This window comes from Lentzea xerophila (assembly GCF_051094245.1).
Taxonomy (GTDB): Bacteria; Actinomycetota; Actinomycetes; order Mycobacteriales; family Pseudonocardiaceae; genus Lentzea; species Lentzea xerophila.
Genome location: NZ_CP194934.1, coordinates 3,843,181 through 3,857,043, shown reverse-complemented (window position 1 = coordinate 3,857,043; position 13,863 = coordinate 3,843,181). Strand labels below are relative to the sequence as shown.

At 69.6% G+C, this 13,863-nt stretch carries 12 protein-coding genes; 3 read left to right on the top strand and 9 right to left on the bottom strand.

Annotation, left to right across the window (positions count from 1 at the left end):
* Window positions 1–22: 22 nt before the first annotated feature.
* Entirely contained in the window at window positions 23–1,468 is a 1,446-nt protein-coding gene (locus ACRSBM_RS18420; RefSeq protein WP_434444762.1) for a phenylacetate--CoA ligase family protein, read from the bottom strand.
* Between the two features lie 135 nt (window positions 1,469–1,603).
* Here ACRSBM_RS18420 and ACRSBM_RS18415 point away from each other — a divergent pair, with 135 nt between their 5' ends.
* Window positions 1,604–3,253, top strand: a complete 1,650-nt coding sequence (locus tag ACRSBM_RS18415) for a choice-of-anchor B family protein (RefSeq protein WP_434444761.1) — start codon at window positions 1,604–1,606, stop codon at window positions 3,251–3,253.
* A gap of 115 nt (window positions 3,254–3,368) precedes the next feature.
* Entirely contained in the window at window positions 3,369–4,235 is an 867-nt protein-coding gene (locus ACRSBM_RS18410) for a hypothetical protein (protein ID WP_434444760.1), read from the top strand.
* A 75-nt stretch (window positions 4,236–4,310) separates the two neighbouring features.
* Here ACRSBM_RS18410 and ACRSBM_RS18405 read toward each other — a convergent pair whose 3' ends face one another.
* From ACRSBM_RS18405 to ACRSBM_RS18380, 6 genes are read right to left on the bottom strand one after another with little or no spacing between them, the layout of a single operon-like run.
* Window positions 4,311–5,585: a cation:proton antiporter domain-containing protein gene (locus ACRSBM_RS18405; RefSeq protein ID WP_434444759.1), complete on the bottom strand. Its 1,275-nt coding sequence runs from the start codon at window positions 5,583–5,585 to the stop codon at window positions 4,311–4,313.
* A gap of 16 nt (window positions 5,586–5,601) precedes the next feature.
* Entirely contained in the window at window positions 5,602–6,897 is a 1,296-nt protein-coding gene (locus ACRSBM_RS18400) for a cytochrome P450 (RefSeq protein ID WP_434444758.1), read from the bottom strand.
* On the bottom strand, window positions 6,891–7,898 hold the full coding sequence (locus ACRSBM_RS18395; RefSeq protein ID WP_434444757.1) for an alpha-hydroxy acid oxidase: 1,008 nt from the start codon (window positions 7,896–7,898) through the stop codon (window positions 6,891–6,893). The genes ACRSBM_RS18400 and ACRSBM_RS18395 overlap by 7 nt, the downstream gene beginning before the upstream one ends.
* Window positions 7,895–9,439, bottom strand: coding sequence for an NAD(P)-binding domain-containing protein (locus ACRSBM_RS18390; RefSeq protein WP_434444756.1), 1,545 nt, complete (start codon window positions 9,437–9,439; stop codon window positions 7,895–7,897). The genes ACRSBM_RS18395 and ACRSBM_RS18390 overlap by 4 nt, the downstream gene beginning before the upstream one ends.
* Window positions 9,440–9,450: 11 nt before the next feature.
* Window positions 9,451–9,918, bottom strand: coding sequence for a class I adenylate-forming enzyme family protein (locus ACRSBM_RS18385; RefSeq protein WP_434444754.1), 468 nt, complete (start codon window positions 9,916–9,918; stop codon window positions 9,451–9,453).
* Window positions 9,893–10,642, bottom strand: coding sequence for an AMP-binding protein (locus ACRSBM_RS18380; protein ID WP_434444753.1), 750 nt, complete (start codon window positions 10,640–10,642; stop codon window positions 9,893–9,895). Before ACRSBM_RS18380 ends, ACRSBM_RS18385 begins: the two co-directional genes overlap by 26 nt.
* A gap of 80 nt (window positions 10,643–10,722) precedes the next feature.
* Between ACRSBM_RS18380 and ACRSBM_RS18375 the strand changes: the two genes are divergently transcribed.
* The gene (locus ACRSBM_RS18375) at window positions 10,723–11,982 is read left to right on the top strand and encodes an IS701 family transposase (protein ID WP_434444034.1); all 1,260 of its coding nucleotides are present in this window, start codon (window positions 10,723–10,725) and stop codon (window positions 11,980–11,982) included.
* A 121-nt stretch (window positions 11,983–12,103) separates the two neighbouring features.
* Here ACRSBM_RS18375 and ACRSBM_RS18370 read toward each other — a convergent pair whose 3' ends face one another.
* Together ACRSBM_RS18370 and ACRSBM_RS18365 are read right to left on the bottom strand one after the other, a co-directional pair.
* Window positions 12,104–12,280, bottom strand: a complete 177-nt coding sequence (locus ACRSBM_RS18370; protein WP_434444752.1) for a hypothetical protein — start codon at window positions 12,278–12,280, stop codon at window positions 12,104–12,106.
* Window positions 12,267–13,811, bottom strand: coding sequence for an NAD(P)-binding domain-containing protein (locus ACRSBM_RS18365; protein WP_434444750.1), 1,545 nt, complete (start codon window positions 13,809–13,811; stop codon window positions 12,267–12,269). Before ACRSBM_RS18365 ends, ACRSBM_RS18370 begins: the two co-directional genes overlap by 14 nt.
* Between the last annotated feature and the right edge of the window lie 52 nt (window positions 13,812–13,863).

The window sequence follows — 13,863 nt, the reverse complement described above, 5'->3', positions numbered from 1 at the left end:
GCGGCGCCAGGAAAATGCGCTGTCAGGCCCGCCGGGTGTACCGGTGCTTCACGCCGGCCGGGAAGTACTCCGGATCGCCGGACGGCCGCAGCACGACCTCGGGCAACTGCCGCTCGGCCGGCACGTAGTGCGCGAACTCGCTGTTGAGCCGCAGCAGCTGGGCCCGCACCGACTCCGCGATCACCGCCGCGTCCGCGGTCCTGCCCGGCGCGGTCTCGACGGTGATCCGCAACGACCGGTCGCGATCCTCGTTCTCCACGGACTCGATCACGAACTTCCCCGTGACGGTGTCGCTGATGCCGGGCTGTTCCAGTCCGACCGTCACGTTCTCCGGATAGACGTTCGCGCCGAAGAACGACACGGTGAACAGCGACCGCCCGAAGAGGTAGACGAACGGGAGCTCCGGACCGGGCGGGGGAGTGAAGCCGTTGCGGGCGCAGTACTCCAGCAGCTCGGCGTGGCCGAGTATCCCGCCCTCGTCGGCGATCCGGTAGCGGATCAGCGGGATGCCGCCGTCCGAGGTGAAGACCAGCGTGCCGTCGTGCACCTCGAAGAACCTGCTCGCCGGGTCGTACTGCACCAGCGTCGGCAGCCGCGAGTCGCCGAACACCTCGCGGGCGAGATCGGGATGGTCCGCGAAGAACCTGCGGATGCCCACCGACACCGCGGTCTCGTTGCCCAGCACGCCGGAGTCCGCCGTGCCGTAGAGAGAAGCGATGTCCCGGACGGGATCGGCGATCCCGGCTCGCTGTGACACCAGGTCACGCCACTGCTCGCTGAACACCTCACCGGCCAGCACCAGCTTGATCCGGTACGCGGGCCAGTCGACGCCCTCCGCGAGCCCGGTGTCGACGACGTCCTTCACGAACGGCGGATAGCCCAGCAGCACGACCTGGTCGAAGTGCGGCGCCAGTTCCGGCAGCACGCGGAGGATCTCGGCCTTGTTGTTGCCCGGCGCCACCACCGTGACCGGGCAACCCTTGGCCGCGAGGTGCCGCACGCACGCCTGCGTGAACAGGCCGCCGACCCACGTGCCGAGCGGGAAGCACACCACGGCCAGTGTCGTGCGTTCGTCCGCGTGGAACCCGTCGACCAGCACCTGCTCGAACCGCCGCGCCACCCGCAGCTCGTCCTCGAGGGCCCGCGGCCAGATCGTCGGCCGCCCGCTCGACCCGGACGACACGGCGATCATGTCGCAGCCCGTGAGCACGCCGTCGCGGCACAGCTCCGGCAGCGGGTACCGCTCGTGGTAGCTCGGCTTGTCGAGCAGCGGCAGCCGCTGGAAGTCCGCGAACGAGGTGACGGACGCGGGATCGATCCCGTTGTCCCGCAAAAGCTTCCGATACGCGGGCACGGTCCCGGCCGTGCGCCGGAACAGGTCGAGCACCCAGGCTGCGGACGTCGGCTCGCTGGGCGCGAAGAAGTCGTCGAGCGCCTGGCGCACGCGGGTCTGCCTGCTGGTGTCCATGGGCCCGAGCGTATCGAGCTGATCCACATTCCACCCGAACCAGACGATCGACGGTTCACGGCGAGTGCCCGGTCCTTCTACGGTCGGTGGGTTGACCGGAAACCCCCTGCTTTCCGGTGTGAGGAGCCCAATTTCATGAAATCCCTGCGCACGGGGGCGCTGGCCGTCCTGACGGCCTCGGTGGTCGCCCTCTCGATGACCGGTGCGTCCGCACACGATCCCAACACCGCGGAGGGGCAGGCCGCCGCCAGAACCTTCCTGGCCGACCACCTGCCCGCCGACCGCCACGCCGTCACCGGAACCGCCGCCGGCGTGCCCTGTGTCGACGGCAAGGCCGACATCTACCCCTGCAAGAACGTCGACCTGCTCAGCGTGCTGCCCCTGTCCGCGATGGGCGGTGGCAACGGCAACGACATCTGGGGCTGGACCGACCCGTCCTCCGGCAAGGAGTACGCGATCGTCGGCCGCACCAACGGCACCGCGTTCGTCGACGTCAGCACGCCCACGGCACCGAAGTTCCTGGGCAACCTGCCGTCCAACGGCGGCAGCAGCTCGTGGCGCGACATGAAGGTCTACAAGGACCACGCGTTCATCGTCGCCGACTTCATCACCGGCCACGGGATGCAGGTGTTCGACCTGACCCGCCTGCGGACGGTCACGACGCCGCAGACGTTCACCGCCGACGCCCTCTACCGGGAGTTCGGCCCGGCGCACAACATCGCCATCAACGAGGAGACCGGCTACGCGTACGCGATCGGCTCCAACACGTGCAGCGGCGGCCCGCACATGGTCGACATCCGCACGCCGAAGTCGCCGAAGAACGCGGGCTGCGTCGCGCAGGACGGCTACACGCACGACAACCAGTGCGTGGTCTACCGCGGACCGGACGCCTCCTACCGCGGCCGGGAGATCTGCTTCAACTCCAACGAGGACACGCTGACCATCGTCGACGTGACCGACAAGGCCAACCCGGTCCAGATCGTCCGCAAGGCCTACTCCGGCGCGCAGTACTCGCACCAGGGCTGGCTGACCGAGGACCAGCGCTACTTCCTGCTCGACGACGAGCTGGACGAGTCGCGTGGCACCGACAAGCGCACCAAGACCTACATCTGGGACCTGGCGAGCCTCGCGAACCCGGTGCACACCGGCGTCTACCACTCGCCCGCCACCGCGATCGACCACAACCAGTACATCAAGGGCAAGTACTCCTACCAGGCCAACTACCAGGCCGGTCTGCGCATCCTCGACGTCAGCGGCGTCGCCTCGGCGCAGCTGACGGAGGCCGGGTTCTTCGACATCTACCCGGCGGCGAACGAGGCGAGGTTCAACGGGGCGTGGAGCAACTACCCGTACTTCGCCAGCGGCATCGTCCTGGTCAACGGCATCGAGCAGGGCCTGGTCGTGGTCAAGCCCAACCTCGGCGCCGTCGAGCCACCGCCCGGCGGCAAGTTCGAGAACACGACCGACGTGTCCATTCCGGACGCGGGCGCCGCGGTGACGTCCCCGATCACGGTGTCGGGCCTGTCCGGCAACGCCTCGGCGACGCTCGCGGTGAGCGTCGACATCAAGCACTCCTACCGCGGTGACCTGTCGATCGACCTGGTCGCGCCGGACGGCACCTCCTACCGGCTCAAGAACACCGGCTCGGACTCGGGCGACAACGTGATCACCACCTACACGGTGAACGCATCGGCGGAGGTCGCGAACGGCACCTGGCAGCTCAAAGTCCAGGACACCTACCGCGCCGACACCGGCTACATCGACGCGTGGAGCCTGCAGTTCTGACCCACCACTGGTGCGGCGGGCGCCGGTCGCCCGCCCGCACCGCTCGGGCGTGTCCCGTAAGTCTCGCCCGTGACTCTCATCGAACGGACTTACGGGACACGCCCTAGGAGCGATCATGCGCAAGTTGCGGTTCACGGACTGGGTCTTCGCCGCGCTGGCCCTGGTGCTGGTGGCGGCGGGCGTGTTCGTGCTGGCGCAGCCGTCGTCGGGACATTCGACACACCGGCAGCGGGTCGAGCTGACCCCCGCCGCGCACAGCGACGGACTGTCCGATGTGGAGAGTGGCTACCGGTTCGAACGCGTCACCATGCCCGAGAGCCGCGGCGCCGCCGTGCCGGTGGCGTTCCGGATCCTCGACGCCGCCGGCCGGCCCGTCACCCGGTTCCTGGACAACCAGACCAAGCAGATGCACTTCTTCGCCGTCCGCGAGGACATGAACGTGTTCGAGCACCTGCACCCGGTCCTGCACGGCGACACTTGGCACACCACGCTCGCGCTGCCCGACGGCGGCGCCTACCGGATGTTCGCGGAGTTCGTGCCGCTGGACACGAAGGACCCGCGCCACCCGGTCGTGCTCGGCGTGCCGTTCAGCGTGCCCGGCGACACGACCGTGGTCCCGGTACCCGCCCCCGCCCCGTCGGCGACGACCGCCGACGGCTATACCGTGACCCGCGTCGACGAACCGGCCCAGCCCAAGGCGATGAACCCGCAGGTGCTGCGGCTGTCGATCCGCGGCCCGGACGGCGCACCGGTGAGCTCGCTGGAACCGCATCTCGGCGCCAACGGGCACATGACCGGCTTCCACACCATGCTGCTGTCCGCCACGCACCTGCACCCGCTCGAACTCGCGGGCATCCCGCTCACCAACGGAGAGCTGAGCTTCCAGGCCGTGTTCGCCGACCGCGGCGAGTACCGGCTGTTCCTGGAGTTCGCGCACGGCGGCAAGGTGCACAGGGCGGCGCTCACGGTCGACGTCGGCTGATCCAGACGGGGCCGGTAAACTCTATAGCTTCAGTGTAAACTGAAAAGAGTCCACCGCCGCGGGGCGTCGACCGGCTCAGCGCACGGGTGAAGGAGCCCTGACGTCGGCCTCCGCCTCCAGGCGGTCGGGCAGGGACGCGCGGTAGATCGGCATGGCCGCCGCCGTGGTGATGATCGCGACCGCGACGAGGATCGCGAACATCTCGGGTGTCACCAGGTTGTAGGCGAGCCCGATGTTGATGAAGATCAGGATCATCAGCCCGCGGGCGTTCATCAGGCCGCCGACCGCGCTCGCGTAACGCCACGAGTAGCCCTGGGCGCGCACGACCAGGCCGCAGCCGAGGTACTTCCCGGCGAACGCGGCCAGCATGATCACCGCGAGCGGGAACCACAGCGCGCCGCCCGCGCCGAACCCGGACACCTGGGTGTTGAGGCCGCTGAACGCGAAGAACACCGGCAGCAGCAGGATCGAGTTCAGGTCGGACAGCTTGGTCTCCAACTCGTGGCGCACCACCGCGGACTTGGGCATCGCGAGGCCGGTGACGAACCCGCCGAAGACGGAGAACACGCCGATGAAGTCGGTGAACCAGCCCGCGACCAGGACGATCAGCAGGATCACCGCCACCATGTCGCGGCTGAGCTTGCCGTCGCGCTCGGCCCGCTCGCCGAGCTTGGCCAGCCACTTGCGGCCCAGCGTGAGCATCAGCGCCGCGAAGATCGCCGCGCCCAGGATGGTGCGCAGCGCACCGGACGGGCTGCCGGACGCGCCGACCGCGATGATCAGTGCGAGGAACGCCCACGCCACCGCGTCGTCGATGGCGGCGGCGACCAGGGTGAGGCCGCCGATCGGGGTGTTCGCGATGCCGCGTTCCTGCAGGATCCGCGCGAGCATCGGGAACGCGGTGATCGACAGGGCGCCGCCGACGAACAGCATGAACACCCACAGGCTCGACCCCGCGGGGCTCAGCGTGTCGTAGAAGATCACCGCCGCGCCCGCGCCGAGCAGGAAGGTGGGCACGATGCCGGACACGGCGAGCACGGATGCCTTGCGGGCGTTCGCGCCTGTGGTCAGGCCGTGGTCCAAAGAGGACCCGACGAGGAACATGTAGAACGTCAGCCCGATCGTGCTCAGCACGTACAGGGTGCTTTTGACGTCCTCGGGGAAGAGCTGGGCCTGCATGCCGGGTGCCACGGCGCCGAGCAGCGCGGGGCCGAGCAGGACGCCGGCGACCATCTCGCCGACCACCCTCGGTTGTCTGACCAGCATGGCCAGCCGCCCGCACACCGTGGTCGCGACCAGCACGACCGCCAGCGCGGCGAAGACCTGCAACGCGAAGTGGATCTGGTGCACGGGTGATCTCCTGTGGTCAGTGGCGGACTGGGCAGCCCTGCGTGTCGTGCGTGTCGAAGTAGCGGCCCGCCAACCGGAGCCGGTGGGCGTGCAGCACCATGACCGTGCCGAGCACCAGTTGGACGACGCTGCGCCAGACGTCCTCCCAGCGGTCCCGCACGCGCATCAGAGTCAGCCGGAACCGTGGCGGGGAGCCGTCGCGGACGAGCAGGCACGGGCCTCGGCTGGGCAACGACCGGCTGTGCGTGACCGACGAGTGCAGCGTGACGCGGCGCAGCACTTCGCGAGTGGCGGCGCGCATCGCGATGGGGGAGAGCCGCCATGCCGGGCAGGGGCGGTTGGCGGCGATGCCGAACGGGATGTGGTGGGCGTTGCGCGCGGCGGTGTTCTCCCAGCGAGACGGGTCGAACACGTGTGGATCCTGGTAGCCGGTGGCGTGGTAGGCCGGGTAGTTGAAGCACAGCACCGAACCCGCCGGGAACGACGTGCGCTCGTCCAGCACGATGTCCGCGGTGGTGATGCGGTGGGCGATGCCGAACAGCGGGTAGAGCCTGAATGTCTCGTCGAGCACATGGGCGAAGTACCTGTCGTCGTCCACCCGTTGCGCTGCTTCGGGGTGCTGGGCCAACGCGAGCAGCACGTGCGCCATCGCCTCGGACATCTGCACGACGGCGGTGTTGAAGTAGGTGCCCTGGAGGTAGTGGACCTGTTCGGCTTTCGACAGTGTCACGGGAAGTGGGTGCCGGACGTCCTGCAGGCGTTGGCCGAGGTAGCGGGTGAGGCGGGCCCGGCGCCGGGGATGGCGCAGGCCGGTGCACTTCAAGGAGGTCACGACGTCGTCGGCGTGCCCGATGATCAGGTCACGTGCGGCGCGCGGGCACGGTTCGCCGAACACCAGCTCGTAGAAGTACTCGGCCCACACCGGCATCATCAGGTCGCGCAGCCGCACGGCGGTGACGCGACCGGTGACCACCTCGTCCAGCACCTTGGCCGTGCACCTCGTCGCGGCGGCGGCCAGTGCGTCGCCCGGTCCCGCGAGGAAGGCGCGGGTCGCGCGGGCCACGTCGTCGTAGCGCGGGCCTGCCTCCAGGTGTTCCTGGTGCACCTCGGGACCGGGGGAGAGCCAGTACCAGAACAGGTCCGACAGTCCGGCGCCCCGGCTGCGGCCGTTCGCGGCGGGGTGGCCGTAGAGCTCCTGGAACCGGTCCGGGCCGACCTGGGAGTTCGGGAACGTGATCGCGTTGTCGCCGTTGACCTTCTCGAACACCTTGGCGCGCAGCGCGACCACCCGTGCGGGCAACCAGCTCAGCATCCGGCGTGCCTCCGCACGACCATGTCGCGGGTCAGCTCTCCGCCGCACAGGGTCAGAACGTGGTCGAACTCGTCGCGCAGCACGTCGAGCACTCGCCGGACGCCCTGCTCGCCGTCGGCCGCCAGTCCCCACAGCACCGGTCTGCCGATCCCGGCCGCCGACGCGCCGAGGGCCAGCGCCAGTGCGATGTCGCCGCCACCGCGGACACCTCCGTCGAGCGCGACCGGAACCCGTCCGGCCACCGCGTCGACGACCGCGGGCAGCGCGTCGAGGGCGGCCGGGACCAGGTCGAGCTGACGGCCGCCGTGGTTGGACACGACGATGCCCGCCACCCCGTGCCCCACCGCGAGCACGGCGTCCTGCGGATGCAGGATTCCCTTGACCCACAACGGAAGCGAGGTCATCTCCCGCAGCCGGTCGACGTGCTCCCACGACACCGCCGCGGACATCTCGATGCTCCGCGGACCTGGGACACCGGCCAGGTCCCGCATGTTCTCCGCGGCCAGCCCGGCGGGCAGGTCGTGGAAACCGTGCGCGAGGTCCCGGCGGTGCCGGCCGAAGACCGGGGAGTCGGCCGTCACGACCAGCGCGCCGCACCCCGCCCGTTCCGCCCGCCGCACCAGGGCTTCCGTGACGTCCATGTCGGGCTGCACGTACAGCTGGAACCACACGGGCCCGGTCGCGGCCGCCACGATGTCGGCGATCGGCACCGTCGAGGCCATGCTCGCCACGAGAACGGTCCCCGCCGCGGCCCGTGCGGTGGCCAGTTCACCGTCGGGATGCGCGAGCCGGTGGAACGCGGTCGGCGAGATCAGCACCGGGAACCCGGCCTGGGTCTCGTTCCCCCGCAACACCCTCGGCAGCAGGGCGAGGCGCCGGAACGCGGCCTCGTTCTCGGCGAGCACGACCTCGTCCCCGACCCCGCCCGCGAAGAAGTCGTAGTGGACGGGGTCGAGCACCGCGCGTGCCTTGTCGTGCAGTTCCGCGAGCACGGGGTTCACCGCAGGTACTCCCGCAGCGGCGCCTGGTGGACCTGTTCGCTGTCCCACTCGTTCTCGAGGTTCTCGGTGAGGTGGTGCTCGTCGACGAGCTCACCGCCGCGGAACCGCCGGACGACCGGGTGCAGGTAGCGGCCGTCGAGCCCGGTGGCCTCGTCCTGGGAGTTCCGGCCGGCGGTGATGTCGAACGGGTTGATCCGGTCGTGGTCCGCGCCGTACTCCAGCGTGACGGTCAGGTACGACTCCACCTCGCCGAACTCGCCCCGTGCCACGGCTTCGTGCAGGTGCGCGACCGGCACCTCCTCGACGTACCGCACGGCTCCGTCCGGACCGGTCAGCACCGCGTCAGCCATGAACTCGAACAGCTGCCACAGCGCGGAGGTCCGGTTGACGCGCTCGATGATCGCCTCGGTGACGGCCTCGGGCGCCACGTCGCGGCTGGGCCAGTCCACGCCGTGGTAGCGCTGTTCGACGATCCGGTGCAGCGCGCGCACGCCGTAGCGGAAGCCGTGGATGAACCCGCTGGTCGACTTCTTGAAGTCCCTGGCCTGCGTGATCGTGCCGGCGAAGAACAGGTCGGGCACGTTCACCGACTCCCAGGCGGCGGTCTGGCCGGGGAAGCGGGAGTTGATCGTGAGCCGCGGGCGGCACTCCGGCGCGAAGATCGAGGCGTCGAACCGGAACCCGGTCGCGAGGATGACCCGGTCGTAGCGGATCTCCTTGATCACTTCGTTGACCCGCTGGAAGCTGACCTTCACCAGGTAGTCGTCGCCGTCTCGCCGGATGCCCGCGATGTGGCCGTCCAGCACGGCGTTCTGCGACTTGAGCTGGTAGGTGTCGAGGAAGTTGTTGTTCACCGCCCGCAGGTGGCCGACGAAGTGCGTCTGCCAGGCCAGCTTCAGTGAACCGGGCCCGGCGACGTGGATGACCGACGCGGTCTCGACGAGGGCGTCGGCGGTCTCGAACGCCGAGTTGCCGCGCCCGATGATCAGCACCTTCCTGCCCGTGAACTCCTGCGGGTCCACCGAGACGTCGTAGTAGTGCTCGGCGTGCTCGACGCCCTCGATGTCCGGCACGTACTGCCGGGAGACGCCCGTCGCGGCGATGATCCGCTTCGCCCGGTAGGTGCCGCCGTGATGGTCGCGCACCACGAAGTCGTCCGGCCTGGTGACCGCGACGACCTCGGTGCCGTAGCGGATCGGCAGGTCGTTCTTGACCGCGAAGTCGCCGAGGTAGCGGACCATGTCGTCGGCGTGCGGGAAGTAGCGCGGGGTGTAGGCGGTGAACAGCAGGTCGGGATCGTCCGACAGCAACGAGTTCCAGTCGACGCGCAGGTTCAGCTCCGGGTCGTCCCAGCCGGTGTGGATCTTGTTGATGGAGATCAGCTGCCGGTGCCGGGGGAAGCGGGTGAAGAACGTTCCCGCCGCCGCACCGGACTCCAGCACCAGGTGGTCCCGTCCGGCCTGCTTGAGCAGGTAGGACGCCTGCAGCCCCGCCGGACCGGCGCCGATCACGAGACACTCGGTCGTTACCTCGCTGGACACGACTTCTCTCCTCACGCGGTCAACTGGCGTTTGTCGGGCTTGCCGCTGGGCGCGACAGGGGGTTCGGCGATGGCGGTGACGCGAACGGGAGCGCAGGCCGCGCCCAGCCGTCCGGTCACGAGCTCACGCAGCTCGCCGAGTTCGGGAACGCGGTCGCGACGGGGGACGACGAAGGCGTGCACGGCCTCGCCCGTCTCGTCGTCCGGCACCGCCACGACGTAGGCCTCGGCGATGTCCGGGTGCTCGGCGAGCACCTGCTCGATCGGGCCGGCGTGGTGCAGGTTCGCGTTGACGATGACGACGTCCCTCGCCCGGCCGGTCAGGCGCAGGTGGCCGGAGGCGTCGAACCGGCCGAGGTCGCGGGTGCGGACCCAGCCGTCGACGAACACCTCGGCGGACTCCTCCGGGTTCGCCCAGTAGGAGCTCGCCTGGCCGGGAGAGCGGACGAACAGCTCACCGGCGCGGATCTCCACCTCCACCGCGGGTGTCCCCACGGTGCCGGGAGGGTCGGACGGCATGGCCATCGAGATCATGCCGGTCTCGGTCTGCCCGTAGCCGTGGAAGACGACCGGTCCCAGCACCTCCAGGGCCTCGCGGTGGCGTTCGGGCGGTCAGGGGAGAGCCGGAGACGACCAGCGCCCGCAACGTCGACAGGTCGGCGGGGGAGTGGCGCTGGGCGGCGACGAGCTTCGCCAGGCCCGGCACGGTGATCACCCGTGCCGTGGCGCGCTGACGGGTGATCGCGTCAGCCGGGTCGCCGGCGACGACCACGGTGCCGCCCGCGGTGAGGGTCAGCACCGCGTACTCGAACATCACCTGGCTCGACAGCGACCCGAACACCAGGTACCGGCCGAGGCGGGGCGCGAGCTCCCGGATCACGGGAGGCCAGGCGGCGGGCCGCGCGTTCCAGTAGTTCGTCATCGAGGCGTAGGTCTGCGCGCACGCCTTGGGCACACCGGTGCTCCCGCTGGTATGGATCAGCCGGGCGATGTCGTCGGGTTTTCCGTTGCAGTGCAACGGTTCCGCGGGCGCGTCGAGCAGACCGGGGACGTCCTCGTCCCGGACCACCAGTGTGATGTCGAGGCTGAGCAGGTGCTCCACCTGGGCGTCGGTCAGCCCCGGCCGCACGCCCACGACCCGTGCGCCCACGGTGTGCGCCGCCAGGATCGTCGCGAAGGCCTCCGGGTGCACGCCGAGCAGCAACGCGATCCCGTCACCGGGCCCGAGTAGTGCTTTGTTAGGTGGGATGTTCGGGTGGCTGTCGTGTGTGATCTTCTTGCCGGGTGACTCCGGAGGAGATGGCTCGGGTTCGGCCGGTGATCGAGGACTTCGCCGCGGCGATGTTCGGCGGGTTCGCGCGGCGTGACCAGCGGGCGAAGGGTGAGCTGTATCTGCGCGGGTTGATGCTGGACGGCAGGCGCAAGTCGATGCAGCCGATGGCGGAGCGGCTCGGGGTCGATCATCAGCAGTTGCAGCAGTTCGTGAGCACCTCGACGTGGGATCACGTCGAGGTGCGGCGACGCCTGGCGGCCTGGGCCGGCAAGTTCGTCGACCCGGACGCGCTGGTCATCGACGACACCGGTTTTCCCAAGGACGGCAAGGATTCCCCCGGTGTGGCACGCATGTATTGCGGCGCGCTGGGCAAGACCGGGAACTGTCAGATCGGGGTGAGCGTGCACGCGGTCACCGACTGGGCCTCGGCCGCGATCGACTGGCGGTTGTTCCTGCCGGAATCGTGGGACGACGAGAAAACCGCCGATGACACAACGGCCGCCGAGATCCGGACGCGCCGGGCCCGCAGTGTGATCCCGGACGAGGTGCGGCATCGGGAGAAGTGGCGCCTCGCGCTGGACATGCTCGACGAGGTCACCGGCGACTGGGGCCTGCCGCAGCGGCCGGTGGTGGCCGACGCCGGTTACGGCGATGCCACCGAGTTCCGGCTCGGCCTGACCGAACGCGGCCTGACCTACGTGCTGGCCGTCAGCCCGGCCGCGACCGCCCACCCCGCCGAGGCGATGCCGACGACCGCGGCCTGGGCCGGCAACGGCCGCCCGCCGGGGCCGCGCTACCAGGACAAACCTGTCGACCTGAAGACTCTGGTCATGAACGCGGGCCGATCGGCCGGCAGGTTCGTGGTCTGGCGCCACGGAACCAAGAAGTCACCGGGCAATCCGACCGCGAGCATGCGGTCACGGTTCCTCACGCTGCGAGTCCGGCCGGCCAACCGCAACATCCCCCGCGCCGCCGACGGGAGCCTGCCCGAGTGCTGGCTGCTGGCCGAATGGCCGCCCGGCGCACCCGAGCCCACCGACTACTGGCTCTCCACCCTGCCCGCCGACATCCGGCTGCGGGACCTGGTGCGGCTGGCCAAGATCCGCTGGCGCATCGAGCACGACTACCGCGAACTCAAAGACGGCCTCGGCCTGGACCACTTCGAAGGCCGCTCCTGGCTCGGCTGGCACCGCCACGTCACCCTCGCCGCCGTCGCCCAAGCCATCTGCACCCAGCTCCGCCGCACCCCAAAAGCCCCTGCGCAGGCCTGACGCTCTACGCGGTCCTGCGCGAACTCCAGGCCTTACTCGCGGTCTGGACAGGCGTCTGCCACACCTGCCGACAACCCGTCCAGACCCCAACACCCACAACAACACCCCAGGTCAGCAACACCTAACAAAGCACTACGAGTCCCCTGGCGCGCAACCCGGTCGCGATCCGCGCGACCAGGTCCAGCAGTTCCGCTCCGGTCACCGTGCGGGTGCCGTGCTCGAACACCGGCCGGTCCGCGGCGGCCCCGAGCACGTCGAGCACCGCGCGCGGGAACGGCACGGTGTCACGCGCCGGCAAGGCATTCCTTCACGAACACGCCCAGCGGCTGCTGGTGCACCTCCGGCAGGTCCCAGTTGTTCTCCAGGTTCTCGGCCAGGTGGTGGGTCGCGGCGAGCACGCCGTGGCGGTAGTAGCGCACCACCGGGTGCAGGTAGCTCGCGCCGGCCGCGTTGACGGCGTCGTTCCCCGCGACGCGCGGGACGGAGATGTCGAACGGGTCGACGGTGTCGTGGTCCGGCCCGTACTCCAGCGTCGCGACGAACCGGTGCTCGGCCGGTCCGAGCCCGCCGTCCGCGACGTAGGCGACCGGCACTTCCTCGGAGTACCGTGCGATCTCCCCACTGACTGTCACCACGTCGCCCATGACCGCGAACTGCTGCCACAGACACGAGGACGTGTTCACCCTGGCGATGACCGCGTCGCTGATCGCCTCCGGTGAGAGCTCCAGATCCCTGCCGTGCCACGGTGTCTCGTGGTTGCGGGCGCTGAGCACGCGGTGCAGGGCGCGGGCGCCGTAGCGGAAGCCGTGGATGAACCCGCTGGTGGACTTCTTGAAGTCGCGGGACTGGGTGATCGTGCCCGCGAAGTACAGGCCGGGGATGGTCGTCGACTCGAACGCCGGGGTGAGCTGCGGGAACCGGTCGGAGATGATCAGCACCGGCCGGCAGTCGTCCGCGAAGACCGAGGCGTCGAACCGGAAGCCGGTGCACGCGATGATCCGGTCGTACTCCAGTTCGCGGAGCTTCTCGACCGTGCGGGCGTACCGGAACTGGATCCGGAACCCGCCTTCTGGCCTTTGCTCGATGCGTTCGATCGAGCCGTCGAGGACCGCGTTCTCGCTCTTGAGCTGGTAGGTGTCGAGGAAGTTGTTGTTCACCGCCCGCAGGTGCCCGACGTAGTGGGTCTGCCACGCGAGCTTGACCGAGTGCGGCCCGGCGAGGTGGATGACGGCCGCGTGCTCGACCAGGGCGTCGGCCGTCTCGAAGCCCGAGTTGCCCTTGCCGATCACGAGCACCCGCTGGCCGGTGAACGACTCGGGGTCGGTGTCGAAGGTGTCGTAGCGCTCGGCGTGCTCGATGCCGGGGATCGGTGGCACGTGGAGCTGGGAGACACCGGTGGCCATCACGAGGTCGCGTGTCCGCCACGTCTGTCCACTGTGGTCCCGCACGACGAACCCGGCGTCGTCGCGGGAGATCTGCGTGACGTCGATGTCGTAGGTGATCTTCAGGCCGGCCGCGCAGTCCTGGAAGTAGCGGACGATGTCGTCGGCGTCCGGGAAGTACCGGGGGCTGTAGCGGGTGAACAGCAGCTCCGGGTCGTCGAGCAGCAGCGAGTTCCAGTCCATCCGCATCCGCTGCTCCGGGTCGGTGAACCCGGTGTGCACCTTGTTGATGGAGATGAGCTTGCGGTGTCTCGGGTACCGGGTGAAGAACGTGCCCGCCCCGCTGCCGCGTTCGAGGACGGCGTAGTCACGACCGTCGCGCTCGAGCAGTGCGGCGAGCTGCAAACCGGCCGGTCCCGCGCCGATGATCAGGTAGTCGTACGCCATGCCGAGGGAAGCTACCCACGCGATCTCAGAACTTTCTGAGATCGGCTGCCTA

Excerpts from the sequence above, each read along its gene's own strand:
- ACRSBM_RS18420 (WP_434444762.1), bottom strand. The coding sequence starts at position 1,468 with ATGGACACCAGCAGGCAGACCCGCGTGCGCCAGGCGCTCGACGACTTC.
- ACRSBM_RS18415 (WP_434444761.1), top strand. The coding sequence starts at position 1,604 with ATGAAATCCCTGCGCACGGGGGCGCTGGCCGTCCTGACGGCCTCGGTG.
- ACRSBM_RS18410 (WP_434444760.1), top strand. The coding sequence starts at position 3,369 with ATGCGCAAGTTGCGGTTCACGGACTGGGTCTTCGCCGCGCTGGCCCTG.
- ACRSBM_RS18400 (WP_434444758.1), bottom strand. The coding sequence starts at position 6,897 with ATGCTGAGCTGGTTGCCCGCACGGGTGGTCGCGCTGCGCGCCAAGGTG.
- ACRSBM_RS18365 (WP_434444750.1), bottom strand. The coding sequence starts at position 13,811 with ATGGCGTACGACTACCTGATCATCGGCGCGGGACCGGCCGGTTTGCAG.